Source organism: Streptomyces sp. NBC_00310, assembly GCF_036208085.1.
Classification (GTDB): Bacteria; Actinomycetota; Actinomycetes; order Streptomycetales; family Streptomycetaceae; genus Streptomyces.
Genome location: NZ_CP130714.1, coordinates 10300222 through 10325618, shown reverse-complemented (window position 1 = coordinate 10325618; position 25397 = coordinate 10300222). Strand labels below are relative to the sequence as shown.

Genomic DNA, 25397 nt, shown 5'->3' with positions numbered 1-25397 from the left:
GCCCCTCGTTACGGATCGGCAGCTGGGGAAGGGTCGGCGGCGCAGGGGCCTCGCCGCCGAATTGGAGGGCGTCGCCGGGGTGCGGGGTGTGGCTGGATCTGCCGTGGCCGTAGACCGGTGAGGCGCGCGGGCGTCCGCCTGGGGCAGGGTCTGGCCGTGCGGGTGGAGGTTTCCGAGTTCGGGGTGGACGACCGGTCGTGTAGTCGTCCTGGGGGACGCCGACTTCGTGTTGGCCGCACTGATCGGTGAACTGCCTGCTGTCGGCCTGGAGTTGCCGGATCAGCGCGGTGGTGCGGGGGCTCTGGTCACTGTGAAGGGGGTGGACGGCGGGGGAGCATCGTCGGCCGAACCGGCGGGCCTCTTCCCGCAGCAACTATCCGCGCAGCCCGTGCCGTTCGGGAGAGGAGCGTTCATGTCACACGATGCAGCACTCCGTGATCGAGCAGTTCGCCGCGCGTCCGCCGCTCGACGGCACGCGGCTGCGGAAGCACCTGCGGGCCGCGGGGCGGGCGACGCCGCGTCGAGGCGCCTCAGTCCTGTGCCGTGAGTACGCTCAACCGGCGCCGCTTCTCACGGAGTTCGGCCTGTTCGGTGTCGAGGCGTCGGGCCACGGCGTCCAGCTCTGCCCGCAGGTCGGGGCATATCTCGAGGAACGTGCCGTGAGCGCCCGTGCGGACGCAGTCGAAGTACCGCTGGATGAGCGAGGTTCCCAGCCCGGCGGAGAGCATCGCCCTGATCTGGGCCACGCGGGTGACATCGGACTCGGAGTAGACCCGGTACCCGCTGGTGGTGCGAGCGGGTACCAAGAGTCCTCGGTCCTCGTAATGACGCAGCGCTCGTGCGCTCACGCCCGTCAACTCTGCCAGTTCGCTGATCAGCACCGTCGATTCCTCCCCACCGGCTTGACCTTCACGCCGGCGTGAACCCCTACCGTCCCGTGACATGACGACGGGAACAACCCAGCGGCGTGCCACGATCATCCACGGTTACGGTGCGACCCCCGAAGACCACTGGTTCGGCCGGCTCGCCGAGCAACTCCACGCGGACGGCGTCCGGACCACGATTCCGGCTCTGCCGAACCCACAGGATCCGCACCCCGCGCAGTGGGCGGACGCCGCACGTGCCGCCTTGGGGGCCGTCGACGAGAACTCGATCATCGTCGCGCACAGTCTGGGCTGTCTGACCGTGCTGCGCTGTCTGCGCTCCCTTGCCGGCCCCTGGCGCCTCGGCACCCTCGTGCTGGTCTCCGGATTCGTCGATCCGCTGCCCGCCCTCCCGGAACTGGACGCCTACATCGAAGACGGCTGCGACGTGGAGGGAATGAGCAGTCACATCGACCGGCTCACGATCATCAGGTCCGACGCCGATCCGTACGTTCCGACTGGTCACACCGACCGGCTTGCCGACCTCCTCGGAGTCCGTGCGAAGGTGGTTCCCGGAGCCGGTCACTTCCTCGCTTCCGACGGCGTCACTTCGCTGCGCCAGGCGGTCGAAGCCATCAGGTCGTGACGGACGGGGTCCCTACACCGGAGCGCTTCGACTCGCGGACTGGCGGACTGGCCGACTGGCGGACTGGCGGACTGGCGGACTGGCGGACTGGCGGACAGCGCGGGTCAACCGCCTGCGCCGCGTGGGAGGCGCACGCTTTTGAAGCGGCGGCGTGGCTCCGGGGCGCATACCAGCCAGACGGCGAGAACGGCGGTGAGAACGGCGGCCCACAGCACGTGGGCGTCGTCCCACCGCGGGTCGCCCGGTGGTACGAAGAGGGCGAAGCGGGGTGGGAGGAGCGCACCGGCCGTGACCGGCAGGGCCAGCACGGCGCCCGCCACGGCCGGGCCCGGCACACGGACCGCGCTGAACCGCACCGTCGCCGCGGCGAGTGCGAGCGCCAGCGCGGACAGGGCACCGGCCTCGACCGTCACCGCGCCCCACGGCAGCGCGGCCCGTTGCCCGGGGCCGGCCCCCGCCCGTACGACGGCCAGCACCGTCGCCCACCATGCCGCGCAGACCGGCGACACGGCGGCCGCGCGCAACGCCTGCCGCAGCGGACGCGGCACGGGAGGGACGCCGGTGGTGTGCCGGGCCGGGTCGTCCAGGAGGAACGCCATCCCCACGGCCCCGCACAACGCGGCCGCCCGTACCAGGTTGACCAGCACCTCAGCGGGGAGGTCCACCGAGAACAGCACCGGTACGGCGGCGAGGGCCAGTCCCAGCCCCCAGCCGGCGGCGAACAGGGCCCACGGCAGCGACCGCACCGTGGGCCGCACCAGGGCCGCGACCACCAGCAGCCGCTGTCTCATGCGCACTGGTACTCCCGGTCGTCGGCGGTCTCGGCCGGGGCGGTGACGCCCAGCAGGGCCGCCGCGCGGTCGGTGGTCGTACCGGGGGCGGAGAGCTCCTTCCACGACGCCTTCACCCTGCGCTCCACCTCCCCCTGGGGCTCGGCCAACAGCCGCTGCAACACGGCGAGTTCGCGGCCCCGCAGGGCGATCGCGGTCGCCGGAGCCTGAATCACGCCGGGACTGTTGAAGCCCTCCCCGGTCTTCTCGAACATGGCTTCGCCGTCCCGGGTCGCGCGGACCGCCAGCCAGACCATGAGGACGCCCCGCGCGTCGCAGTACGCTCCCCGGTAGCGCTCGTCCCCCACGACCAGCCCCCGGGCGACGCTCGCGGCGAACTCCAGTTCCCGTTCGCCGCCCCACGCCGTGGTCGCCGTCGACTCGCCGGGCGCGGCGGGCGAGATCGCCGTGGTGCCCGACGGTCCGTCGAGTGCCGCGACCTTCTGCCGTACGGTCAGTGGCCGCGTCGTCGCCGGGTCGCCGGCCAGCGACCGCACCTTGTCCGTCACCCGGGCCCACTCGTCGGTCCAGGGCGTGAACTCGGGGAACGCACAGTACGTCGTCGCCCCGTGCCGCTCGCAGTCCTGCACCTTCGCCGGGTCACGGGTCGCCACCTCGCGCGCCTCGCGGACCGCGTCCGACGGCGCCGTGCCCTGGAGGACCACGGCGGTCACGACCGCGCCGAGTGCCCCCAGCGCGGTGGCTCGTACGGCTCGCGTCCGGCCGCCGCTCACCAGCACCGCACCCGCCGCCACCAGCACCGCGAGTGCCAGCAGGTACAGCGCGTGCCATCCCGCGGGCCGGCCCAGCAGGTCGGACGGCAGCGGCCGTGCGCCTTCGTCGAACACCACGAGGGCCATCCCGCGCAGCCAGGCCGCGCTCCCCGAGCCGGCGACGAAGACCACGGTCACCGCCAGGAAGGCGACCGAGGCCAGCGGTGCCACGAACGCCGACCGGACGACCCGGCCGAGCAGCACGCCCACGGCCGCGGGCAGCAGGATCAGCAGCGGCCCGGTCGCCAGCTCGAACACCGACGCATGGCCCACGGCCCCGGGCTTCAGCGCCGCGGCCGTGAACTGCCCGACCACGAGCAACGCCCCCACCAGCACCGTCGGCAGCACCGACAGCACATGCGCGACCGTGCGCCGCCACGGAGACAGGACCAGCACCCCGAAATACGCGTCCGTGCCCCGCCGGTGCGAGCGCAGCACCGCCAGGTTCACGGCGATCATCACCGCCAGGCCCAGCAGCAGCTGTCCCATCTGAGTCTCGCGGTCGATGTCCTGCAGCACCGGATAGGCGTCCTCCGACTCACCACTCGGCCACAGCACCAGCGCCAGGTACGCCACCGACGCGACCACCACCAGGGGGTGCAGCAGCAGACGCCGCGCCTCCACCCGGGCCAGCGCGAGCATGGCCCGCCGACCGCCCCGGACCCGCACCGGCTTCGGTGTCGGCACGGCGACCCGGGTCCCCGCCACGGCCGTCATGCCGCCACCTCCGCCACCGGGTCGCCGCCGAGCGCCAGCAGATAGCCGTCCTCCAGCGTCGGTTCGACCAGCCGGGCGCCCGCGGGCGGGTCGCCGACATTGCGGAACTCGCCCGTCCCGGTGCGCCATCCGGCTCTGGCGCCCGGCTGCCGCTCCCCGCTGTTCCACACCCGGCCGGCCGCCACCGCCGTCAGCTCCGCGGCCGTGCCGTCGAACCGCACCCGGCCCTTGTCCATGACCACCACCCGGTGACACAGCATCGCCACGTCCTCCGTCTGATGGGTGGACAGCAGCACCGTCCGTCCCTCGCCGGCCTCCGCGATCAACTCCCGGAACCGCATGCGCTGTTCGGGGTCCAGCCCGACCGTGGGCTCGTCCAGGACCAGGAAGCCCGGGTCGCCGACCAGGGCCGCCGCCAGCGCCACGCGCTGCCGCATACCGCCGGAGAGCCGTCGTATCCGCCTGCCGCGCTGCTCCGCGAGACCGACCGCGCCCAGGACCCGGCGGGCCTCGGCGTGCCGGGCCCGTCGGTCCGTCATCTCCTTGAGGATCGCCACGTAGTCGATGAACTCGAACGCGGTGAAGTCCGGATGGAATCCGGGGTTCTGCGGCAGGTAGCCCAGGGCCCTTCGTGTGTCCTGGCGGCCGTGGACCGTGCTCGGATCGTGCCCGAGGACGGTGAAGGCGCCGTTGTCCGGGGGCGTCGCCGTCGCCAGGATCCGCAGCAGCGTCGTCTTGCCCGCGCCGTTGGGCCCGAGCAGACCCGTGACCCCTTCGGTGAGCCGCAGCGTCACCTCGTCCACCGCTCTCGTACCGCGAAAGCTCAGGGTCAGCCCGGCGGCCGAGACCGTGGGTCGTGTCATGACAGCCTCCTGGCTGCGAATCGAAGGGACCGGAAGGAAGGACCGAGCGGGCGGCCGCTGTCGAAGCGGTCCCGCGCCGCCACCAGCAGCACCGTCGCCAGCAACGCGACCACCGCCGCCGCACCCTGGCCCTCGGCGGTGAAGGGCAGCGGCGTCCCGGACGCCAACAGACGGCTCAGCACCACCAGGGCGGTCCAGCCGGCGCCGACCAGTGCCGGTGCGAGTACGGGTCCCAGCCGGGCCGTCAGCGCGACGCCGGTCGAGGTCAGCGCGAGCGCCGGCAGCAGCCAGCCGAGCGCCGCCAGGCCGAACGACGGCAGCGCCAGACTCGCCAGCCCACTCAGTGCCGTCGTCGTCGACAGCACCGCGACCGTGCGCACCATCAGCAGACGGAAGGTGTGCATCGGCGCGACCACGGCCATCTCGTACGTCGGGTCGAGCCCCGGCCCGAACGACACCGCCACCCCCGCCAGCGGCAGCAGCGGCGCCGTGGCCAGGAGCATCAGCGGCGACGCGGCCAGTCCCACACCGACCGCGAGCAGCAGGGTGAGCGCCACCGCGCCGAGCCAGGAGCGACGCAGCACCGGGGTCGCCGCCAGCAGCCTCGCGGTGTGGTCGGCGACCCCGATCCGGATCAGGAGCGACTCGGCGAAGCCGGGCCTCGGGGCGTCCAGTTCGGCGTCCAGCCGGGCCCAGCCCGCGCTGATCTCGGCGGGCGGGACATGGGCCGAGAGCGCGGCCCGGCAGTCGGCGCAGGCGGCGAGGTGGGTCTCGACGGACCACAGCCGGGGGGCCGCCAGCGTTCCGTGGGCGTACTCCCGCAGGTCCCCGTCATCGGCGTGCCAGCTCATGTCAGGCCCTCCCGCAGTTGCTTCCGGGCACGCATGGCCCGGGTCTTGACCGTGCCCGGGGGAATGCCGAGGAGGACCGCCGCCTCACGTGTCGTCAGGCCGTCGATCACCGTCGCCTGCAGCACCGCCCGCAGCTCCGGCGAGAGCCCGGCCAGCGAACCGGCCAGGTCGCCGTGCTGCACCCGGGCCAGCACCTGTTCCTCGGCCGACGCCTCGTCGCGCTGCCGCAGCCGGGCGAGTGCCTGGCGGAGTCGGCCACGGGCCCCGTCGCCCCGCAGCGCGTCCACCAGGCGACGCGATCCGATCCGCCACAGCCAGCCCGTCACGTCACCCTCACGGCGATAGCGGGCGGCTCCCCGCCACACGTCGAGAAACGTCTCCTGTACGACGTCGTCGACCAGCACCGGGTCGGCGCACCGCCCGCGCAGCCGCAGCACGAGCCACGGTGCGTACCGGCGGTACAGCTCCTCGAACGCCCGACGATCCCCGTCCGCGACCGCCCGCAACAGCTCGGCGTCGCCCGGACTCCCCCGTTTCATTTCGCTCACACCCCCTCATCGGACGAGACTCCCCCAACGGTTCACTCGACGGCGAACGGGGGCGCCCGGCGCGGGAGTCGAGCGCATGACGAAGGGCTCCCACAGTCCCTTCCCTGTGGGAGCCCTTCGTGGTGCCGCCTGCCCGGTGAAGGCGGAGAAGACGATCACGAGCAGGTCGTCCGCGGGGTGTTACGGCCTCACGGCCTCACGGGGCGAGCAGCAGGCTGTCACCGCGCTCCTTGGCCGCGGCGTAGCGCCTGGCCACGTCCTGCCAGTTGACGACGGCCCACATGGCGTCGATGAAGTCGACCTTCTGGTTCTTGTACTGGAGGTAGAAGGCGTGCTCCCAGGCGTCGAAGACCAGGATCGGGGTGGAGCCCTGACCGACGTTGCCCTGGTGGTCGTAGACCTGCTCGACGACCAGCCGCCCGCTCAGCGGCTCGTAGGCGAGGACGCCCCAGCCGGAGCCCTGTGTCGTCGCCGACGCCTTGGTCAGCTGCGCCTTGAAGCCCGCGAACGAACCGAAGGACGCGGCGATCGCGTCCGCCAGCTCGCCCACGCCGTCCTTCTCCAGGGGCTCACCGCCGCCGTCGCCGGTCATGTTCTGCCAGTAGATCGAGTGCAGGATGTGGCCCGAGAGGTGGAAGGCCAGGTTCTTCTCCAGACCGTTGATCGAACCCCACGTCTCCTTGTCCCGCGCCTCCGCGAGCTGCTCCAGCGTGTCATTGGCGCCCTTGACGTACGCCGCGTGGTGCTTGTCGTGGTGCAGCTCGATGATCTCGGGGCTGATCACGGGCGCGAGCGCCGTGTAGTCGTACGGAAGCTCCGGGAGCGTGTAAACCGCCATGGCCGACGTCCTCACCTTATTGCGAATAGTATGCAGCTGCAAGTTAACAGCAGAAGCGATCTGTTCTCGATGAGGCGTTGGACCTAGGACCCGACGCGGGAAGCGGCTGTGCTGTCATCCGATGCGGATCTCGGCGAGTTGGAGGCGGTACTTGGCGGTCTCGTCCGAGGCGGGTCTGCCGAGCTTCGTGACCTTCAGGCGCAGATGGCGGCCGGTGGTGGAGGTGAGGGTGTAGGTCTGGGCGGCTCCGTTGGGGTTCGGTTCACCGGTGATGGTGCGGGCGGTGGTGTAGGAGGTGGCGCCGTCGACACGGGTCTGGAGCGTGAAGTCGACGGGGAAGCCCGGCGTCCCGCCGCCCGAAGCGCCGGTGTCGGTGCGGGGGTGGAGGGTGACGGAGCCGATGGCCCGGTCGGCGCCGAGGTCGAGCTCGATCCACACGGGTGTGCCGCCGACGTCGGCGGAGGGGAAGTCGATGCTGGTGAAGCCCTTGGCCCCGGTCACGCTGGTGAGGGTGCCGTCCAGGACCCTGGTCTTGCCCCAGTCCCCGTTCTCCAGCGTGCAGTTGCCGGTGACGGTGGTCGCGGCGGTCGGGACGGCGAGTTCGGCGAGCTGGAGACGGTACTTGGCGGCCTCGTCGGACGCGGGGGTGCCGAGCCGCGTGGCCTGGAGCCGGACGTACCGGGCGGTGGTGGTACGGAAGCCGTACGTCTGGACCCGGCCGTCGGGGTTGGCCTGCCCGGTGACGGTACGGACGGTCGTGTAGGAGGTGGCGCCGTCGACACGGGTCTGGAGCGTGAAATCGACGGGGAAGCCCGCCGTGCCGCCCCCGGCTCCCCCGGTGTCGGTGCGGGGGAAGAGACGAACGGCGTCGAGGTCGGTGTCGGCCCCGAGGTCGACCTCCACCCAGACGGGGGTCGCACCGACGTCGGCGGAGGCGAACTCGTTGCTGGTGTAGCCCCTCGCCCCGCTCACGCTCGTCAGCTTGCCGTCGGTGAGCCGGTTCCGGCCCCAGTTGGCGTTCTCCAGGCTGTTGTTGCTGGTGACCGGGCGGCCCAGCGCGAGGTTGTCGAGACGGCCCGCGCCGGTGACCGTGAAGGTCCACGTGCCCGGCTGGAGCCGGAAGTAGACGTACGAGGCGTCCTTGCCGTCATAGGTCAGACCGCTGACACTCCCGGTGGAGGAACCACCGCTGAAGACCGTCGTGCCGCCCGCCTTGATGACGGGCTGGGAGCCGCCGTAGGTGGGCACGCCCACCCGGGCCGTCGTGCCGCTCGGTGAGGTGAGGGTCAGGGTCGCCTGGGTGCCGTCGCGGGTGATGCCGAAGCGGATGTCGCCCTTGACCGTGGGCACGACGGTGTTGATCTTCGTGAGGGTGCCGGTCTGGGGGACGACCTCGTACGTCTCCCAGCCGGGCTTGGTGGGGCGGACACCGGCGGCGTAGGCGGACAGGGCGTACAGCGGGCCGCCGTTCCAGGCGTGGTTGTCGGTCCCGTCGGCCTTGGTCCACAGCTCCCACAGGGTGTGGCAGGCGGGGTCGGCGACCTGGGCGGCGAACCGGTTGCGTATCCGCTCCTCGGCGACCGTGGCCGCGCCCATCAGATACAGCGCCTCCAGGACGTAGAACTCCATGTACGGGCTGGCGTTGAGGTGCGTGCGCAGCACCTCCGTCACCGCCCGGTGGCGGGAGGCGGGGGCCAGGCCCGCGACGACGGCGAGGCCGTTGGCGCGGTCGTCGGTGTCGCGGGTGTAGCCGGGCGAGCGGTACTCGTTCTTCGAGGAGTTCCACAGGACGCGGTCGAAGTTGGCCTTGATGCTGTCGCGCCTGGACTTCCAGCCGGCCACGTCGCCACTGTTGCCGCTGAGGTCGGCCAGCTTGGCGGCGGTGTCCAGGGCGAGGTAGTACCAGCAGTTGTCCAGGACCCGGGCGTCGATGTCGGAGCCCCAGTCCTCCCAGTCCCAGTCCCCCGCCCGGTGGTTGACCAGACCGTCGCCGTCCAGGGTCCACAGGTCCAGGTACTTCTTCACCGCCGGGTAGGCGACGGTCACGGCGTCGGCGTTGCCCGTGTAGAGGTAGTACGTCCAGAACGACCACACCGAGGCCAGCATCTGCACGGGCAGTTCGGCGGTCCAGATCGTCGAGGGGACCGGGGAGTACAGGGCGCCGCTCGACTTCTGCCAGGCGGCGAGCTGGGCGATGGCCTTCTCACCGAGTGCGTGGGACTTGGTGTCGAAGGTGTAGAAGCCTTCCTTGAGCTGGTTGACCACGTCCCCCCACCACTGGGCACGCTCACGGGTGGGGCAGTCCATGTAGTTGTCCCGCATGTTGACGTACATCGTGCGCGCGGCCTTGGTCCACAACGTGTCCAGGAAGGGGTCGCTGCTGCTGAACGACCCGGCGAAGTCGGTGTCGTAGCCCGACTCCCGGTACTTCAGCTCCAGGATCGTCACGTCGGCGGGGATCGTGTACCGCACCGCCGTACCGCTCATCCACGCCAGCGACTCGAACTCCTGCACCCCGCCGGCGCAGATGTAGGTGGCGCGCATGTTGTACTGCGTGCCGGGCTCGATCCCGGTCAGGCCCGCGCCGTCGTCGTAGTGGTCGGTCTGGATGCCGATCACGGCTCCGGCCGGTGCGTCCACCTTCAGGAACGGCGTCACCTGGATGTTCGACGGCAGCGTGGCCGAGATCGCGGTGGATCCGCGCCCCGTGGTCGGCAGCGACGAGGCGTTGGTGTACGTCCTCAGGCCGGAGTAGCGGAACTGCGGGATCGGGCGCTCGACGAGGCCGTTCCAGGGCGCGGCGCCCGCGGCGCCGAAGTCGGTCGGCGCGGTCCAGGCGCTGTCGTCGAAACCGGGCGACCGCCAGCCGGACATGACAGCGGCGGCACGGGCGTCGTAGTGCACATTGGACTCGGGCAACCGGAAGTTGACCTGCGTACCGCTGGTGTTGTTCGAGTAGCCGGGGTGGACTCGGTGCTTCCAACCGGTGTCGCTGACCAGCCGGGTGGTGGTCGAGCCGGCCTCGATGTCCGACTGGAACAGCAGGCCGCCCTTGCCGCTGCTGTTGTGCGAGAAGCCCTGCTTGCCGAAGTACCACACCAGCAGCGCCACCGTGTTGCCGCCGCTTCTCAGGTAAGGGGCGAGGTCGATCTCGTCGTAGTAGGTGTCCGTACGGTTGGGGCCGCGCTTGAGCCCGCCCTCGAAGACCACCAGCGTGCCGTTCACCCACAGCCAGTACTTCGAGTCCGCCGCGATCCGCGTCACCGCCTTCGTCGGCGCCGCGCCCAGGGTGAGCGATCTGCGGAACGCCACCCACTGGTTCGTCGAACTGGAGGGGGCCCAGATCCATTTCGCGGTCCAGGAGACGGCGGCGGACGCCGTGGAAGCGAGTCGGGGCAGGAGGAGGGAACCCAGGGTGGGAGCGAGGGCGACGGCTATGGCCGAGCGCAGGGCGGACCGGCGGGTGAGGTCGGGCATGGTGGCTCTCCTACTTTCGAGGGGGCGGTCGTCGGACGGGGTGGCTCGGCGCGGGTCAGACGACCATCCACTGCTGGTTCGCGCCGGTGGTGCAGGTCGCCTGGGCCAGGGCCGCGCCGTTGGCGGTCGACGCTCCGGCGACCTGGAGGCACTTGCCGCTGTTGACGTTGGTGAAGGTGACGTAGCCGCCGATCACCGCGGTCCTCGTCCACAGTTGGTGCGAGGCCCCGGTGCACGTCGACTGGACGGCCACCGCGCCGTCGGTGGTGGAGGCGCCGGAGATCTGCAGGCACTTGCCGCTGTTGACGTTGACCAGTCGGTGGTGGGAGCCGACGGCGGTGGGCACCCACTGCTGGTTGGCGCCGGAGTTGCAGTTGCCGGAGTTCACCGGCGCGCCGTCGGCCGTGCTCAGGGACCAGACGTCCGCGCACTTGGCGCTGTTGCGGTTCAGCAGGTGGTTGTTCGCGGCTCCGAGCGGACTCGCGATGACGGGCCAGCCGCCCGCGAAGGTCACCTGGCGGATGTCGAGGGTCTCCCGCCCGGAGTTGTCGCCGTCGTAGTAGTGGTAGGCGAGGAACTTGGACGTGCCGTCGTCGTAGGCGTCGGCGCCACCGGCGGCCACCCTGGGGTAGGCACCGGTGAGGACGGTGGTGCCGCCGCCGGAGGCCATGTCGGTGCCGTTCTGGTCGAGGTACGGTCCCGTGATGCTGGTGGAGCGGCCGACCACGGTGTAGTAGGTGCTGTTGGTCCCGCTGCAGCACAGGCCCTTGGAGCCGAAGAGGTAGTAGTAGCCGCCGTTGAGGATGATCGTCGGGTTCTCGATGTCGACGGCGATGCGCCAGAGGTTGTGGTCGGTGGTGGACAGCTTGCCCGTGGACTGGTCCAGGACGTGCATATAGGTGCCGGAGCCGGTCCAGGAGCCCCAGGAGACGTACAGCCGGCCGTCCGGGCCCCAGTCGACGTTGGGGTCGATGGGGTAGTTGACGTCGGTGACCATGCCCTGGTCGGTCCAGGGGCCCTCGATGTTCGTGGCGGTGGCCAGGCCCATCACGGCGTAGTTGGTGCCCCAGCGGGAACCGGCGTAGTACAGGTGGTACTTGCCGTTGAAGTACTTGATGTCCGGGGCCCAGATGTTCGGTGGCGTCGAGCCGAGCTTCTCGGTGATCCAGGCCGGCGTCGCGCCCCAGACGTTCCCCACCTTCGTCCATCCGGATGCCGCGGTGCCGCCGCACGTCTTGCGGAGGGTGATGGCCCCGCTGGGGTTGAGCGGGTCGTTCTCGAACCCGGTGGAGAAGCCGTAGTAGCAGCTGCCCACCTTGATGACACTCGGGTCGTGCATGCGGAGGTCACCGCTGAGCGCCCGCGCGGGAGAGGCGGTGACCAGGCCGAGGACGGTCAGGAAGGCCACCAGGGCCGCCGCGAGTGCGGGCCGGCCGCGTCGTGCGCCTGCGCCGGGGCGCGGCCCCGGGTGGTTGTGGACGCGCATGCGAGACTCCTTTGTGTCGCTTGTGTCGCTTGTGTCGCTGTGGATGAGGCGGGGCGAGCGCTGTCCCCTGCGGGGCCCGGCGTGCGGTGGCGCCTCGTCAGCCCTTGACCGCTCCGGCCGTCATGCCCGACACGATCTGCCGGTTGAAGAACAGGAACATGACCAGCGGCGGGATCGTGATGAGCAGGATGTCCATGAAGAGCAGGTTGTAGCTGGTGCTGTACTGGCTCTGGAAGTTGAACAGCGTCAGCTGGACGGTGGCGTTCTGTTCGCCTGGCAGGAAGTACAGCGGGTTGGTGAAGTCGTTGAAGACGGCCACCGACTGCACGACGATCACCGTCACGATCACCGACCGCAGTACCGGGAGGATGACCCGGAAGAACAGCCGCAGCGGGGACGCCCCGTCGATGATGGCGGCCTCGTCGAGTTCGCGCGGGATGGTGGCGATGAAGGCGCGGAAGAGCAGGATGGAGAAGGACAGGCCGAACGCGATCTCCACGAGGATCAGCCCGGGGAGCGTGCCGAACAGACCCGCCTTCTGCAGGACCCAGATGGTCGGCACCACCGCCGGCGGGATGATCAGCCCGGACAGGACCAGGAAGTTGATCAGTCCCGTCCAGCGGGTGATCCGCCGCTGCAGCACGAACGCGACCATCGCCCCGAGGACGACCATCGCGGCCACACTGGCGACGGTCAGGATCACGCTGTTGATGAAGGCGATGACGAGGATGTAGTCCCGCGCCTGGACCACCTGGACGAGGTTGTCCACGAGTCGGAAGTCGCGCGGCCAGGAGAAGTCGAGCAGCGCGGCCTGCTGCGGGTCCTTCACGGCCGTGAGCACGATGAACGCGAACGGGACGACGAAGACGACGAGGCTGACGGCGACCGACGCAACGGCGAGCCCCGTACGGGCGGGCTTGTTCATCGCTCCACCTCCTTGCGGGCCAGGAAGCGGGACAGCGGGACGATGATCGCCGTCACGACGAGGAAGAGGATGACGTTGCCGGCGGTCGACAGGCCGTAGAAGCCCGCCTGGTACTGCTTGTAGATCACGGAGGCGACCACGTCGGAGCTGAAGCCGGGGCCGCCGCGGGTCATGGCCCAGATGAGGTCGAAGGACCGCAGGCCGCCGATGAGCGACAGGATGATGACGGTCGAGGTGGCCGGCCGGCTCAGCGGCAAAATGACGTTGCGGAACAGCTGCCACGGACCCGCCCCGTCGATCCGCGCCGCCTCGTAGTAGTCCTGCGGGATGGAGACGATGCCGGCGATGTAGATGACGGTGGCCAGGCCGACGCCCTTCCAGACGTCGACGAGGGCCACCGAGAACAACGCCAGTGAGGGGTCCGTCAACCAGCCCGGACCGTCGACGCCGAGCGCCGCGAGCGTCTTGTTGATCGCACCGGTGGACGGGTCCATGAAGGCGGTGAAGGTGATGCCGACGCCCACGGTGCTGACCAGCACCGGGAAGAACACCACCGAGCGCAGATAGCCGCGGGCGCGGATCTGGCTGGTCAGCAGGATTCCCAGGAGGAGGCCGAGGACCACCTTGAGGCCCGAGGTGACGACCGCGTAGAGGAAGGTGTTGACGAACCCCTTGACCAGGGCGGGTTCCTGGAAGAACTCGGTGAAGTTGTCCAGCCCGATGAAGGTCGACTTGAAGATGGTCCACCGGGTGAGGCTGAAGTAGAACGACGCGAAGGTCGGGACGAGGAACAGGGCCCCGTAGATCACCGCCGCCGGCAGGTAGAACCAGGTGGGATAGGCGCTGTGCGTCCGCGCGGACCGAGGCGGCTCGGTCCTGGTCTTCGCCTCGGGCCGCTCGGCCGTCGACGGCCCGGTCGGTACAACTGTGGTCATCGGTCGGCCTCTCTACCAGCCCGGCAGGCCGAGCTGCTGAGCCTGCTTCCGGACGTCCTTGTCGTACTGGGCGGCACCCGTCTTCGCGTTCGTGATGCCGGAGCCGACCTGGACGGCGATCTGGTCGAGGCTCGGGCCCTTCACCGGGGAGAGGAACTCCAGCGCCGGGCTCTGGGAGCCGTCCGTGAAGTAGGCGGCGACGTCCTTGGTGATCGTCGGGACGTCCGCCGGCAGGGTGCACCCCTTGACCAGGTACGGCCCGGTCGGCGTGGAGGCCCTGGCCTGGGCGGCGCAGCCGGCCGGGCTCGCCGCGAACGCGAGGAGCTTCTTGACCGCGGCGAGCTTGTCTCCCGTGGTGGTCTTGGGGACGTACAGGGCGTTCGGGAACCACGCCGTCAGGCCGTTGTCGGCGGCGTCGTCGCCGGGCAGGGCGAAGAACCCGATGTCGTTGAGCTGGTCGGGGTTGCTCGCCTTGATCCCGCTGATGACGGTGGAGAGCATCGGGTACTGGGCGCCCTTGCCGGTGGCCAGCATCTGCAGGCCCTTGACGAGGGTGGCCGAGGCGAAGTCGGAGTTCTGCAGCTTCAGGTCGTGGATCTGCTGGAGGTGCTGGAAGCCCTTGATCGCGTTCGGGTCCGCGGCGAACTTCGCCTTGTTCTCGGTGTAGTTCTTGGTGAAGTCCGGTTCCGCGGCGGCCACGTTGTGGAAGTCGCCCAGGACGAGGAGTTGGGAGGTCCAGGTGTCCTGGTAGGTCTGGATGACCGGGGCGATCCCGGCGGCCTTGATCTTCTTGCTGTTGGCGATGAAGTCCGCCCAGGTCCTGGGCACCTTCAGGCCGAGGTCGGCGTAGACCTTCTTGTTGTAGAGGACGCCGCCGCCGAGTGCCGAGCCCAGCGGGACGCCGTACGTCTGGCTGCCGGCGGTGACCTGGCTGACGAACGACCGGTCGAGGTTCTCGACGTACGCGTCCCGGGTGAGCGGCGTGAGGTTCTTCGCCGGGTCGATCTGCTGGAACAGCGAACCCACGTTGTAGACGAAGACGTCACTCATGCTGCCCGTCTGCAGCCGCGTCTTGATGAGGTTGTCGCCGTCGGCTCCGCCGGGGCGTGTCTCCACGCTGACCCTGATCTTCGGGTTCTCGGCCTCGAAGTCCTTCGCCAGCTCCTTGGCGGCCTGAAGGTTGTCGGGCGCGTTGTCGACGAGCAGCTTGATCGTCGTGGCGCCGCCGTCCCCGCCGGACGAGCCGAGAGAGCCGGCGCTGCACGCGCTGAGCAGAAGCGGCAGAACGGCGGCCGCGGCCAGGGCCGCTCTTCTCTTGGCGAGGGTGCTTGACCTCATGACGTTCCTTAGTTCGGCAGGGATGAAACGATTCAATTCGTGAGGTGAATCCACGGTCGACACCCCGGTCACGGTCGACTGCCCCTGGGACTCCGGGCGGCCCGGCCGCGGCGCAGCCGACGCGATCCGCCTTCGTGTAACGTGCCACAACGGGACGACCCAAAGGTTGAGGCGAAGAGGCCGGAGCCGTCAAGCCATCTGCGAGTAACGTTCCCGAAACGCCGGACAGGGCGGAGCGGTCATGACGACGGAGGTGGGGACCCCCAGTGCAACCAGCGGGCGGCTCGAAGAGAGTCACGATCGCCGATGTCGCGCGCGTCGCCGGCGTGTCCACCTCGGCGGTGTCGAAGGTCCTGAACAACGCCTACGGGGTGAGCCCGGCGATGCACGACCGGGTACGGACGGCCATGGCCGAGCTGGGCTACCGCCCGCACGCCGCCGCCCGGGGCATGAGGGGCCGTACGTACACGCTCGGCGTCCTTCTCGCGAGCATCCGCAACGCCTTCTACGCCGACCTCCTGGACGGGATGAACGCGGCCCTGCGGAACACCGAGTACGCGCTGTTCCTCGGCTCCAGCGGCTCCTCCGAGATGGAGGACCAGACCAAGCTGATCCACGCCATGGTGGACCGGCAGATGGACGGCCTGGTCCTGATCGCGCCGGCCGTGCCCCGCACGGAGGTGGTGCGCGTCGCGACCGAAGTGCCGACCGTGGTGATCGGCCATCACGACCCCTCCCCGGCGTACGACTGCGTGGTCAACCAGGACGGCGCCGGCGCCGATCTCGTCGTCGACCACCTGGTCGCCCTCGGGCACCGCGACATAGCCCATGTATCGCATCCGACGGCGCGCGGCACAGAGTGGGAGCAGCGGCCCGAGCACCACGTCCGGGCCGCCTACCGGGCGGCGATGACCCGGCACGGCCTGGCGGACCTGGCCCGGGTGGTGCGGTCCGGGTACTCGGACGAGGGCGGGTACCGCGGCGCCATGGAACTGCTCACCTCCACGCGCCCGCCCACCGCGATCTTCGCCGGCGCGGACGTGGCGGCGACCGGCGTCTTCCGTGCCGCCTCCGAGCTCGGCCTGCGCATCCCCGACGACCTCTCGCTCGCCGGATACAACAACACCTCGGTCGCCGCACTCGCGCCGGTGAGCCTGACCAGCGTCGACCAGGCGGGCGCCGTGATGGGCGAGACGGCCGCCCGGCTGCTGCTGGAGCGGATCGAGAAGCGGCGTGAGCGCTCCCTGGTCATGGCGTCGACACCACACCTGGTGACGCGCGGCAGTACGGCACCGCCCCGCACCTGACCCGGGCCCCGACGCTCGGCCCCCGGTCCTCGCACGACCGAGCGGACGGTGGCCGTCGGGCGATCGGAGCCGCGGGATCCCCCGCGCCCCCTCTTGACGCGCCGGGCGTCTTCACCTCACGGTTGACTCGTTTCAAGCGTGGAACGTTCCACACGAGCAAGGAGCCGGCATGAGTCTTGAGCGTCCGGAACCCGGCACCGCAGTGGTGTCGATCCGTTTCGAGCACCGCGAGGACGCGCTCGGCGTCGGCACCCCCGAACCCCGCCTGTCCTGGCAGGTCCGCACCGACGACCCCGCCTGGCGGCAGACGGCGTACGAGGTGGAGCTGGACGGCGGTACGACGGCACGGGTCGAGTCGGCCGAACAGGTGCTGGTGCCCTGGCCCTTCGCGCCCCTGGCCTCGCGCGGCCGGGCGAGCGTCCGGATCCGGGTGGCCTCCGCGGCGCGCTGGAGCGACTGGAGCGCGCCCGCCACCGTGGAGACGGGACTGCTGCGCCCCGACGACTGGACCGCCCGCTTCATCACCCCCCGCCACCACGGCGCCCTGGACGCGCCGGCTCCGGAGCTCGTCCGGACGGTCGTGCTGCGGACGGACGTGGCCTCCGCCCGCCTCTACGCCACCGCCCACGGGGTCTACACCGCGTCCCTCAACGGCAGCCGGGTCGGCGACGAGGTGCTCGCCCCCGGCTGGACCAGCTACCACCACCGGCTGCGCTACCAGACGCACGACGTCACCGCACTGCTGCGCGAGGGCGAGAACACTCTCTCGGTCGTGCTCGGCAACGGCTGGTACCGCGGACACCTCGGCTGGTGGGGCGCCCGCGCCCGGTACGGCGACCGGCTGGCCCTGCTCGCGCAGCTCGAGGTCCGCTACACCGACGGATCGGTGGAGGTCTTCGGCTCCGACGAGGAGTGGCGGGCCCGGGACACCGGCATCGTCACGGACGACCTCTACAAGGGCCAGCGCACCGACCTGCGGTTCACACCGGGCGCCGCCGACGGCCCGGTGGACGTGCTGTCCGACGAGGAGGCGGACCTCGCCCGGCTCGTGGCCCCGGAGGGTCCGCCCGTCCGTGTCACCGAGGTGCTGCCGGCCCTGCGGGTCTGGCAGTCGCCGTCCGGCCGTACGCTCGTCGACTTCGGGCAGAACATCGTCGGCCGGGTCCGGCTGCGCGTGCGTGACGCCACCGCCGGCGCGGAGGTCGTCGTCCGGCACGCCGAGGTCCTGGAGAACGGGGAGCTGTGCACCAGGCCGCTGCGGACGGCCGACTCCGTCGACACCTACCTCCTGGCCGACGCCGAGGAGACCGTCCTCGAACCCTCGCTCACGTTCCACGGTTTCCGGTACGCCGAGATCACCGGCGTACCGGACCCGGCCGGCGAGGACCTGCACGCCGTGGTGGTGGGCAGCGACCTGCGCCGCACGGGCTGGTTCTCCTGCTCCGACCCGGACCTGGAGCAGTTCCACGAGAACGTCGTCCGGGGCACACGAGGCAACTTCCTGGACATCCCCACGGACTGCCCGCAGCGTGACGAGCGGCTCGGCTGGACCGGCGACATCCAGGTCTTCTCCCCCACCGCCTCCTTCCTCTTCGACTCGGCCGGCTTCCTGTCCTCCTGGCTCGCCGACCTCGCCGCCGACCAGCACACCGACGGCGCGGTGCCCTGGGTGGTCCCCGACGTCCTGGACACCGAGGCCCCGACGGCGGCGGCCTGGGGCGACGCGGCGCCCGTGGTGCCCTGGGTGCTGTACGAGCGCTACGGCGATGCCGGCGTCCTCCGGCGGCAGTTCACCAGCGCCCGAGGCTGGGTCGACAAGATCGCCTCGCTCACCACCGACGGGGTGTGGGCGGGCGGCTTCCAGTTCGGCGACTGGCTCGACCCGGCCGCCCCGCCCGAGGACCCGTTCGCCGCCCGTACACCGCCCGATGTCGTCGCCACCGCCTGTCTGGTCCGGTGCGCCGACGTCGTGGCCCGCACCGCGGAGGTACTGGGCCACGCCGAGGAGGCCGCCCGGTACTCCGGACTCGCCGACCGGACCCGTGCGGCGTTCGCCCGCGCGTTCGTCACCCCGGCCGGGCGCGTGCTGGGCGACTCCCCGACGGCGTACGCCATGGCCCTGCAGTGGGATCTGCTGCCCACCGCGCGCCGGCGCGAGGCCGCCGGACACCGGCTCGCCGACCTCGTCCGCACGAACGGCTTCCGCATCGCCACCGGCTTCGTCGGCACCCCGCTGATGACCGACGCCCTCACCTCCGCCGGCCACCCGGACCTCGCCCACCGGCTGCTGCTGGAGAAGGGCTGCCCCTCCTGGCTGTATCCCGTGACGATGGGTGCCACCACGGTCTGGGAACGCTGGGACAGCATGCTGCCCGACGGCACGGTCAACCCCGGCCGGATGACCTCCTTCAACCACTACGCCCTCGGGGCCGTCGCCGACTGGATGCACCGCACCGTGGCGGGACTGGCCCCGGCCGCGCCCGGTTACCGCGAGATCCTCGTACGCCCGCTGCCGGACCGGTCCCTGACCCACGCCGCGGCCCGGCATCTGACTCCGTACGGCGAGGTGTCGGTGTGCTGGCGGCGCGAGGACGGCCGCTTCGACCTGGAGGTGGTCGTGCCCGCGGGAACACGGGCCACCGTCCACCTTCCGGGTCCCGGGGCACCTCCGGTGACCGTGGCGCACGGCACGCACGCGTGGACCGTCGACGATCCCTGCCTCGCCCCGGCGCCGCCCGAGGTGGTCACCGTGCGGGACCTGATGGACGAGCCCGGCCTCTGGGGGCGCACGGCAGCCGTCCTGGCCCGGCACGGTCTGGGGGACGACTCCGCGCAACTGGCCCGGCGGCTGGGGCCCTTCCTGGACCTGCCGGCCGGCCGGCTGCCCGCACTGCTGAACAAGGTCGTCTTCGAGGACGGCGGCGCCGACGCGACCGCCGAACTCGACGCCCTCCTGAGCGGCACGGCGGGCTGACGTCCAGGGATCGGGCGGTCGCGCGACCGGGCGGTCCACGGGCCATGCACCCCAGCTGTCCCTTCGACGGCTCTCACGCCGTCGAAGGGACATGTCTGGAGGGAGGCACTGCACCACGCGGTGGTGCGCAGGGGGACCACCGCGCCGGGAGCACCGTCGGTCCTTCACCGGTCCCGTCAGTCGCGGGTCCGGCCCTTCATCCACCGGCGAGGAACTCCCCCTGTGTCCATGTTCATCCACCCGTATGCCGGCCGTCGGGCCGGGCTCGTCGGTGCCGCCGCGTTGACGGCCGTGCTCGGGCCGGCCGCGTCGGCAGCCGCGCACCCGGAGTCCAGGCCGACGAGCCCCAGGCCCTCGCGGAGAACGTCAGCCTCACCGTCGCTCCGAGGCCGAGTCCGACGCGGCAGGCTTGACCGAACTGCGCGTCGCGCCGCCCGAGGGCATCGCTCCCCGTGCCGTGACGCTCGCCGAGGCGCCCAAGGACTGGAAGCTCAGGGCCACCGACGACGGCTACATCGTCGGCGGCCCGGCCAAGGAGACCGGGGTCGACGCCGCACGCGATCAAGGTCCGGTAGCTGCCGGACGCCAAGGATGTCGCGTTCAAGACCGTCGAGGCCGACGGCGACGGGAAGGCTTCGCGCTGGATCGAACTGCCCAGCGGCGGCTGGGAACCCGAACAGCCCGCGCCGGTTTCGATCCCACGGTGACCGTCCAGCACCTGACGAGCCCCGGCGACCCGGCGGTGGGACGCAGTGACCACGCCGGCTTCCTTGAGCGGGGATGGGCCGCCGTCGCCGTCTCCGAGGACCTTTTCTCCACCCCCGACGGCGCGACCGGGACCGGCACCCGGCAGTACCACACCCCGGGCGACACGCTCCTCGACGAGGACCACGACACCGGTTTCGCCGCCACCTTCGCCAGGTCGGTCACGGCGACCGCTCTGACCTTCGCCGGACTGTAGGACCCGACGGAATAAAGTTCACATATGGGCACGGACAATGACACGAACCCAGCCTCGGGCGAAGGCGGGCACGAGCACGACCACGAGCAGAACGACGAGGCCGAGCGCCGGGCGACCGAGAAGTACGTCAGCGATCTGCTGGCACGGGGCCAGGCGGTGTTCGAGGGCGAGGAACCGACGTCCCGGACGACCCACGTCGTCAAACGCGAGGACGACGGACGGCTCACCGTCCGCCGTCTGCGCTTTCTCGGCTACGGCTGACTTCCCGGGCGGCGGCTGCTCAGTCGAAGCAGCGCCGGACCAGGGCGAGGCCGTCGGCGGTCTCGCTCCGGACGATCTCGTGGGTCTTGAGGCGGGGGCTGTCGTCGACGATCGCGACGTGGGAACGGTTCTCGGCGGGGATCTCGACCCGGCCGCGCCGGAGGAGGTCCTCCAGATACGACGTGGCGACCTGTTCGGGGTCGGCGGGCCGCACCGAGCCGCCCGCGGGGTCGGAGCCGGCGACGCCGAAGCGTCGGGACTCCCCGGGGGCGTAGAGGGTGAGCGGTCCGGTGATGCCGTACCCGGCCCCCTGGACCGTGACGGCCGTCAGACCGTCCTCATCCCGGCCGCCCGGCGTCGCCTCGGCCATGGCGGCGCCCTGAAGTGCGATCTCCTGCGCGGTGAGGGACGTGGCGGCGTTCAGGGAGAGGATGCCGTGGCGGGTGAACGCCGAGCGCAGGGAGGTACCGTACCTGCCGCTGTGGCGACGCTGGTCCGCCGCGATCATGTGGCCCGCGACCTGCGCGTAGTAGCCCGCCACCACCGGCGCGGCCACGACGGCGTCCACCAGCAGCTGGCCGGCGATCCTGCCCGCCTCGGCCAGCGCCGCCTGGTCCTGGCTGTCCTGCTGGCGGAAGATCCCCGCGACGATCTTCAGGAACGCGCCGCTGAAGACGCGGGAGAACGAGTGCGGCCCGCTGGTGAGCATGTTCGCGGGTCCGCTCGGCGGCAGCTCCACCGGGTCACGGTAGAAGAAGCGGTTGGACATGTTGCGCAGGCAGTCGGGTTCGGCCGCGCCCGGTGCCACCTTGTCCAGCGCCCAGCCCAGTTGTTCGGCCAGCCGCGACATGCGGGAGGACTGCTCGATGCGGCCCTGCGTATGGGTCAGGACGGCGGTCCGCAGCGACTCCATCTGGAGTGCGGTCAGCAGGGCGCTGATATCACCGAACGCCTCATGCAGGGCGTCGGCCTCGTGCATCGCCGCGTGCCACAGCTGGGGGCGCAGGGCGTCGAGGACCGCGTGACCCAACTCGTGCCGGACGATCTCGGGGCTTCCGCCCGAGAAGACGTCCACTCCTTCCACCCTCTGGTGGAAGAACTTGAGGCTCCGCCGGTCGTAGAAGGCGTTGAGGTCGACCCCCTCGTCGAGATGCACGGACAGGACGCGTCCGACCGACGGGACCCACTGAGTTCCCGTGGGAACCAGCGGACCCCAGGTCTGGCAACCCGTGCTCAGCGCGTCGGCCGCCACCCAGTAGCGGAAGGCCGGCGTGCCCGGCCCGGCACTGTCCGGCTGCGGCACGGCCTCGGCGATGACCGTCGGAAAGGGCTGCGTGTCGAGCTGGGGAACCGGGTGTCGCACCGGCACATTTTCCTGCAGAGGAGGTCCGGGATCGTCCTCGTACACGAGAACCGTCTGGGTCATCGCGTGCTGCTGCACGGTCATTGCCGCTCCAGGAGCGAACCCCGGGGGAAAAGTCCTTTATGTCCAGTACGCGACGCATGCCTCCGCGTGTCAATTCGAACACGATGGGTGACCGTGGACCGGGTGACCGTGTTTCACGCGAGCACGTCGAGCCGCCTCACCTCCGCATCCGTGAGCCGGATCGCCCCGCCGCCACGTTCTCGACGAGGTAGTCGGGGTTTCCGCCGGGGACATCCGGCCGCCGCGTCCTCCCCCATGGGGTCGCCTACGGGCAGCACCTCCCTGGGCAGAGGGAAATTCGATACGCCCCCATGCAGACGGCCGAGCACCGGCTCACCCTCACTGCCTCACGCTCTGCCCCCTGCACCCCCTCGTCGCTCCTTGCGGGGCACGGGTGCGCCCCTCGCCGCTGCCTGCCTCGTTGACGGCCGGGCGGCAGCGGGTTGGTTCGGATCCCTTTCAGCGCATCCAGTGCCCGTCGGTGCTCCATCCCAGGAAGCGCCGGGCGCGGCCGCCGTCCGTGGTTCCGTCCCCGCCGAAGGTGCCGCCCTCGGCGACCAGGGCCAGGCCTGCCAGGGCGGGGGCCAGCCGGGTCGCGACCTGGGCGGAGTGGCGCGCCGTCTCCTCGTCCAGGTCGGCGATGATCCGCCGCTGGTCCTCCGTCGGGCACAGGGACAGGTGGAACACCATCTGGCGCCACGCGTACGCAGCGTCCTTGATCGTGCCCAAGGGACGCGGGTGGTGGTGGACACGGGCGGTCAGCCGGCACACGGTCACGAAACAGCGGCGCGCCAGGTCGGCCCGGCCGGGCCGCGGGACGATGCCCACCCGGTGGACCAGCGTGGCCAGGTTGTGGGTGGTGAGGATCTGCGCCTGCTCGATCACCGTGCCGTTCGCGGCGACCGACCAGGCCCCGGACGTCGTCCCGGCCCGTTCGGCGCACAGCCGCGCGAAACCGGGAGAGGTACGGGCGCCGTGAGAACGGATCAGGGCCGTGCCGGCCTCGGCGATCGCCAGATTACGGATCGCCGCGTAGTCGATGCCGTAGTAGCGCTCGTACAGCGTGCCGCCGAGCAGTTCGCCCGCGATCCGCGCCGCCGTGAGGAACTTCGGGCTGAACGTGCCCATGAAGATGTCGGCGGCCAGCTCCTCCACGAACGGTGCGCCCAGGTCGCACTCGCGCTCGAGGACACCGAGCTCACGGACCAACGGATTGGGCAGGATGGTGCCCGGGAAGGCCTGCACAGCCAGCTCGCCCAGCTGCCGCAGCACGGTGAGCGCACCTTCGCCGTCCGACGTGCCCGGCACCGCGGACCGCTGCCCGGACACCGCCCGTACCCAGGGCAGCTCCTCGACGCGCACCTGCCGTTCCAGGTTGAGCAGCAGCAGGGAGCGGCGGTCGCGGAACGCCCGGTAGTTCGCGGCCATCAGCGACCGCAGCGCCTCGTCGCGGTACGCCTGCGCGGTGGTGGCGGCGACCAGCTGAGGTACCAGCTCGGCCAGGACCTCGGCGGACGGGACGACGCCCCGCTCCACGAGTGTGCCGAGCGGTGCGCTCAGCGCGGACTCGACCACCTGGCCGATCGTGGGCGGTACGGCAGCCGCGGCGGGCAGCCCGGTCTCCCGGCTCTCCTCCTCGGTCACCGCGCGAAGAAGCGGGGCGACATCGCGGATGCCCGTCTCCTGCGGGAGTACGGCGAGCCGGCGCAGCATCAGCTGGGCCAGGGCGTGGTGGGAGGGGCGCGCCGCCTGCTCGGCCTGGCTCCGGCGCAGGGCCGTATGCCCGGCGGATCCGGGCAGACCGCGCCGCCGAACCATCGACGCCACCGCATGCCGCAGCAGACCGAGCCGGCGCGCGTCCAGCGGCCGTCCGGCGACGAGCTCCTCCAGCGCGCCGCGCAGAATGCCCAGGTTCTCCTTGGGGCTGCGGTGCTTGGTACAGCGGGTGTGCTCTGCGGCGAGCAGCCGGTAGCGGCCGAGCAGGACCTCGCCGCGCGCCAACCAGTCGGCGTCCGGGGCGAGTTCGAGGACCCGGCCGTCCCGCGCCGTCCGCAGCCAGTGAACGAGCAGTTCGTCGCCGAACGGCTGCCAGACGGCGAGCGCCTCGCGCTGGGTCTCGACGGCCTCGTTCGGCCGCCGCCGTATCAGGGTGTCGACCGCGTCGGAGACGGTGTGCCGGTGGACGGCCGCGGTGGCGTCCGGCGCGGGCCCGTCCGCCGGGCGGGGCAGGAACCGCAGCCGGTCGGCGAACGGCTCCAGTTCCGCCGCGAGGTCCAGCGCCGCGTCCGTCTCCCCGTGCCGCACCAGCCACGCCATGGTGAGCAGCGCCGCCTCCTCCGGTACGCAGATCTCGTAGTGGCCGCTGTCCAACCGGGCCCACAGCCAGGCGAGTCCGGATGCGGTGAGGCAGTGCGCGAAGAGCGCGCGCCGCTCGGCGGGCACGCCGAAACTCCGCGCGGCCTCGGTCTCGTACTGCTGGAGCGGACCGCCCCCGCTCGCGGTCCCGGTGGCGAAGCCACCCCGCACCACCTCGGGGGTCACCCAGGCCGGAAGCCCCGCGACCGGGGTACGTGAGCCGACGGTCAGCCGTCCCGCGGCCAAGCCCGCGAGAACCTCCCGCCAGCGCTGCCCGCGTGCCTCGGCGCGGCGCCGGGTGCCGGCGTCCTCGTGGGTCAGCGCGGTCGTGAAGGCCTTGGCCAGTTGGGCCGCCGCATAGGACGGGGCCGCGGTGAGGGGCTGCTGCTCAGCGTTGTCGTTCATAAGCCGACGTGGCAGGTTCCGCCCCTGCGCCCTCCGGGTCCCGAGCCCGGTGCTCTGCTGCTGAGCTACACGCCGTTGACCGCCGAAGTTAGACGCTGGGATGGTCACCGTTCAACCGGGTTTCGGCAGGGCGTCACGGTGGCGAGCAGTACGCCTGTGGATCAGACGGGAAGCGAGGACGTTGCCCTGGTCGGCTGCGGCCATCGCGGTGTCGTCCAGGACGATGTGCACAGCGTCGCTCACCGGCTGGTCACCTGGGCCAGGCGCCGGTCCGGCTCGCTGTCCAGGTCCTGTTCCTCGGCAGCGGTCGGCGCGTAGCCGTTCCACTCCGTCAAACGCGGCCAGGGGCCTTCTCCGCCCTCGCGGCACGCTCGGCACGCTCGGCCGGAGTCAGCAGCGTCTCGGCGGGACGAGCGAGATACGCGCGCAGCGACAGCCCCTCAGCAGCAGCTACGGCGGCCAGCCGGTCCTCGACTTCCATGGGGTTCGGACGTTGGCATCGGACATCGTCGTGCTCCTTCCCCTCCCCCAGGGGTGGGGGAGGTACCCGTACCCCACCCGCCATGCCACTGATTCCAGTCACGACCCTGTTGCGTGGCCGAATCCGGTGCAATGCTG

The 25397-nt window shown here is 71.2% G+C and carries 20 protein-coding genes, 1 tRNA gene and 1 pseudogene; 5 read left to right on the top strand and 17 right to left on the bottom strand.

Features of this window, described 5'->3' with window-relative positions:
* Positions 1-530: 530 nt before the first annotated feature.
* Positions 531-881 carry a MerR family transcriptional regulator gene (locus tag OG202_RS44975; RefSeq protein ID WP_327726341.1) on the bottom strand — a complete coding sequence of 117 codons (351 nt, stop codon included), beginning with the start codon at positions 879-881 and terminating at the stop codon, positions 531-533.
* 61 nt (positions 882-942) lie between these two features.
* Here OG202_RS44975 and OG202_RS44970 point away from each other — a divergent pair, with 61 nt between their 5' ends.
* Entirely contained in the window at positions 943-1509 is a 567-nt protein-coding gene (locus tag OG202_RS44970; protein WP_326573833.1) for an RBBP9/YdeN family alpha/beta hydrolase, read from the top strand.
* A 104-nt stretch (positions 1510-1613) separates the two neighbouring features.
* Here OG202_RS44970 and OG202_RS44965 read toward each other — a convergent pair whose 3' ends face one another.
* The 11 genes from OG202_RS44965 to OG202_RS44915 all read right to left on the bottom strand — a co-directional run bounded on the left by OG202_RS44965 (position 1614) and on the right by OG202_RS44915 (position 15090).
* Positions 1614-2300, bottom strand: a complete 687-nt coding sequence (locus OG202_RS44965) for an ABC transporter (protein ID WP_326573835.1) — start codon at positions 2298-2300, stop codon at positions 1614-1616.
* A complete protein-coding gene (locus OG202_RS44960; RefSeq protein WP_327726342.1) occupies positions 2297-3829 on the bottom strand; it encodes an ABC transporter permease in 1533 nt (510 codons plus the stop codon). Before OG202_RS44960 ends, OG202_RS44965 begins: the two co-directional genes overlap by 4 nt.
* Positions 3826-4692 (bottom strand): ABC transporter ATP-binding protein, encoded by an 867-nt coding sequence (locus OG202_RS44955; RefSeq protein ID WP_327726343.1) that lies wholly within the window; start codon positions 4690-4692, stop codon positions 3826-3828. The genes OG202_RS44960 and OG202_RS44955 overlap by 4 nt, the downstream gene beginning before the upstream one ends.
* Positions 4689-5543: a zf-HC2 domain-containing protein gene (locus tag OG202_RS44950; protein ID WP_327726344.1), complete on the bottom strand. Its 855-nt coding sequence runs from the start codon at positions 5541-5543 to the stop codon at positions 4689-4691. The genes OG202_RS44955 and OG202_RS44950 overlap by 4 nt, the downstream gene beginning before the upstream one ends.
* On the bottom strand, positions 5540-6082 hold the full coding sequence (locus tag OG202_RS44945; protein ID WP_327732034.1) for an RNA polymerase sigma factor: 543 nt from the start codon (positions 6080-6082) through the stop codon (positions 5540-5542). The genes OG202_RS44950 and OG202_RS44945 overlap by 4 nt, the downstream gene beginning before the upstream one ends.
* 205 nt (positions 6083-6287) lie before the next feature.
* Positions 6288-6929 carry a superoxide dismutase gene (locus OG202_RS44940; RefSeq protein ID WP_327726345.1) on the bottom strand — a complete coding sequence of 214 codons (642 nt, stop codon included), beginning with the start codon at positions 6927-6929 and terminating at the stop codon, positions 6288-6290.
* A 114-nt stretch (positions 6930-7043) separates the two neighbouring features.
* Positions 7044-10406, bottom strand: a complete 3363-nt coding sequence (locus OG202_RS44935; RefSeq protein ID WP_327726346.1) for an alpha-L-rhamnosidase-related protein — start codon at positions 10404-10406, stop codon at positions 7044-7046.
* A 55-nt stretch (positions 10407-10461) separates the two neighbouring features.
* Positions 10462-11892: a family 43 glycosylhydrolase gene (locus OG202_RS44930; protein WP_328224593.1), complete on the bottom strand. Its 1431-nt coding sequence runs from the start codon at positions 11890-11892 to the stop codon at positions 10462-10464.
* A 97-nt stretch (positions 11893-11989) separates the two neighbouring features.
* Positions 11990-12817, bottom strand: coding sequence for a carbohydrate ABC transporter permease (locus OG202_RS44925; protein WP_326573849.1), 828 nt, complete (start codon positions 12815-12817; stop codon positions 11990-11992).
* A complete protein-coding gene (locus OG202_RS44920; protein ID WP_327726348.1) occupies positions 12814-13752 on the bottom strand; it encodes a carbohydrate ABC transporter permease in 939 nt (312 codons plus the stop codon). The genes OG202_RS44925 and OG202_RS44920 overlap by 4 nt, the downstream gene beginning before the upstream one ends.
* A gap of 12 nt (positions 13753-13764) precedes the next feature.
* Positions 13765-15090: an ABC transporter substrate-binding protein gene (locus OG202_RS44915; RefSeq protein ID WP_326573853.1), complete on the bottom strand. Its 1326-nt coding sequence runs from the start codon at positions 15088-15090 to the stop codon at positions 13765-13767.
* Between the two features lie 266 nt (positions 15091-15356).
* Here OG202_RS44915 and OG202_RS44910 point away from each other — a divergent pair, with 266 nt between their 5' ends.
* The 4 genes from OG202_RS44910 (at position 15357) to OG202_RS44895 (ending at position 20593) form a co-directional block, all read left to right on the top strand.
* Complete coding sequence (locus OG202_RS44910) at positions 15357-16397, top strand: LacI family DNA-binding transcriptional regulator (protein WP_327726349.1); 1041 nt, start codon at positions 15357-15359, stop codon at positions 16395-16397.
* Between the two features lie 169 nt (positions 16398-16566).
* On the top strand, positions 16567-19371 hold the full coding sequence (locus OG202_RS44905) for a glycoside hydrolase family 78 protein (protein WP_328224592.1): 2805 nt from the start codon (positions 16567-16569) through the stop codon (positions 19369-19371).
* Positions 19372-19780: 409 nt separating this feature from the next.
* The gene (locus tag OG202_RS44900) at positions 19781-20332 is read left to right on the top strand and encodes a hypothetical protein (RefSeq protein WP_327726351.1); all 552 of its coding nucleotides are present in this window, start codon (positions 19781-19783) and stop codon (positions 20330-20332) included.
* A 24-nt stretch (positions 20333-20356) separates the two neighbouring features.
* The gene (locus OG202_RS44895) at positions 20357-20593 is read left to right on the top strand and encodes a hypothetical protein (RefSeq protein WP_327726352.1); all 237 of its coding nucleotides are present in this window, start codon (positions 20357-20359) and stop codon (positions 20591-20593) included.
* Positions 20594-20612: 19 nt separating this feature from the next.
* On the opposite strand, the gene OG202_RS44890 is transcribed toward OG202_RS44895, so the two are convergent.
* From OG202_RS44890 to OG202_RS44870, 5 genes and pseudogenes are all read right to left on the bottom strand, one after another.
* A complete protein-coding gene (locus tag OG202_RS44890) occupies positions 20613-22040 on the bottom strand; it encodes a hypothetical protein (RefSeq protein WP_328224591.1) in 1428 nt (475 codons plus the stop codon).
* Positions 22041-22478: 438 nt separating this feature from the next.
* A complete protein-coding gene (locus tag OG202_RS44885) occupies positions 22479-24779 on the bottom strand; it encodes a hypothetical protein (RefSeq protein WP_327726353.1) in 2301 nt (766 codons plus the stop codon).
* Between the two features lie 3 nt (positions 24780-24782).
* Positions 24783-24854: transfer RNA gene (locus OG202_RS44880), tRNA-Pro, on the bottom strand.
* Between the two features lie 36 nt (positions 24855-24890).
* Entirely contained in the window at positions 24891-25022 is a 132-nt protein-coding gene (locus OG202_RS44875; protein WP_327732389.1) for a hypothetical protein, read from the bottom strand.
* Positions 25019-25286 (bottom strand): annotated as a pseudogene (locus OG202_RS44870) (hypothetical protein). The gene OG202_RS44875 and the pseudogene OG202_RS44870 overlap by 4 nt, the downstream one beginning before the upstream one ends.
* Positions 25287-25397: the final 111 nt, after the last annotated feature.

Bases quoted from the DNA above. Each gene is read 5' to 3' on its own strand.
- OG202_RS44970 (WP_326573833.1), top strand. From the start codon at position 943: ATGACGACGGGAACAACCCAGCGGCGTGCCACGATCATCCACGGTTAC.
- OG202_RS44965 (WP_326573835.1), bottom strand. From the start codon at position 2,300: ATGAGACAGCGGCTGCTGGTGGTCGCGGCCCTGGTGCGGCCCACGGTG.
- OG202_RS44960 (WP_327726342.1), bottom strand. From the start codon at position 3,829: ATGACGGCCGTGGCGGGGACCCGGGTCGCCGTGCCGACACCGAAGCCG.
- OG202_RS44955 (WP_327726343.1), bottom strand. From the start codon at position 4,692: ATGACACGACCCACGGTCTCGGCCGCCGGGCTGACCCTGAGCTTTCGC.
- OG202_RS44950 (WP_327726344.1), bottom strand. From the start codon at position 5,543: ATGAGCTGGCACGCCGATGACGGGGACCTGCGGGAGTACGCCCACGGA.
- OG202_RS44945 (WP_327732034.1), bottom strand. From the start codon at position 6,082: ATGAAACGGGGGAGTCCGGGCGACGCCGAGCTGTTGCGGGCGGTCGCG.
- OG202_RS44940 (WP_327726345.1), bottom strand. From the start codon at position 6,929: ATGGCGGTTTACACGCTCCCGGAGCTTCCGTACGACTACACGGCGCTC.
- OG202_RS44935 (WP_327726346.1), bottom strand. From the start codon at position 10,406: ATGCCCGACCTCACCCGCCGGTCCGCCCTGCGCTCGGCCATAGCCGTC.
- OG202_RS44930 (WP_328224593.1), bottom strand. From the start codon at position 11,892: ATGCGCGTCCACAACCACCCGGGGCCGCGCCCCGGCGCAGGCGCACGA.
- OG202_RS44925 (WP_326573849.1), bottom strand. From the start codon at position 12,817: ATGAACAAGCCCGCCCGTACGGGGCTCGCCGTTGCGTCGGTCGCCGTC.
- OG202_RS44920 (WP_327726348.1), bottom strand. From the start codon at position 13,752: ATGACCACAGTTGTACCGACCGGGCCGTCGACGGCCGAGCGGCCCGAG.
- OG202_RS44915 (WP_326573853.1), bottom strand. From the start codon at position 15,090: ATGAGGTCAAGCACCCTCGCCAAGAGAAGAGCGGCCCTGGCCGCGGCC.
- OG202_RS44905 (WP_328224592.1), top strand. From the start codon at position 16,567: ATGAGTCTTGAGCGTCCGGAACCCGGCACCGCAGTGGTGTCGATCCGT.
- OG202_RS44895 (WP_327726352.1), top strand. From the start codon at position 20,357: ATGGGCACGGACAATGACACGAACCCAGCCTCGGGCGAAGGCGGGCAC.
- OG202_RS44890 (WP_328224591.1), bottom strand. From the start codon at position 22,040: ATGACCGTGCAGCAGCACGCGATGACCCAGACGGTTCTCGTGTACGAG.
- OG202_RS44885 (WP_327726353.1), bottom strand. From the start codon at position 24,779: ATGAACGACAACGCTGAGCAGCAGCCCCTCACCGCGGCCCCGTCCTAT.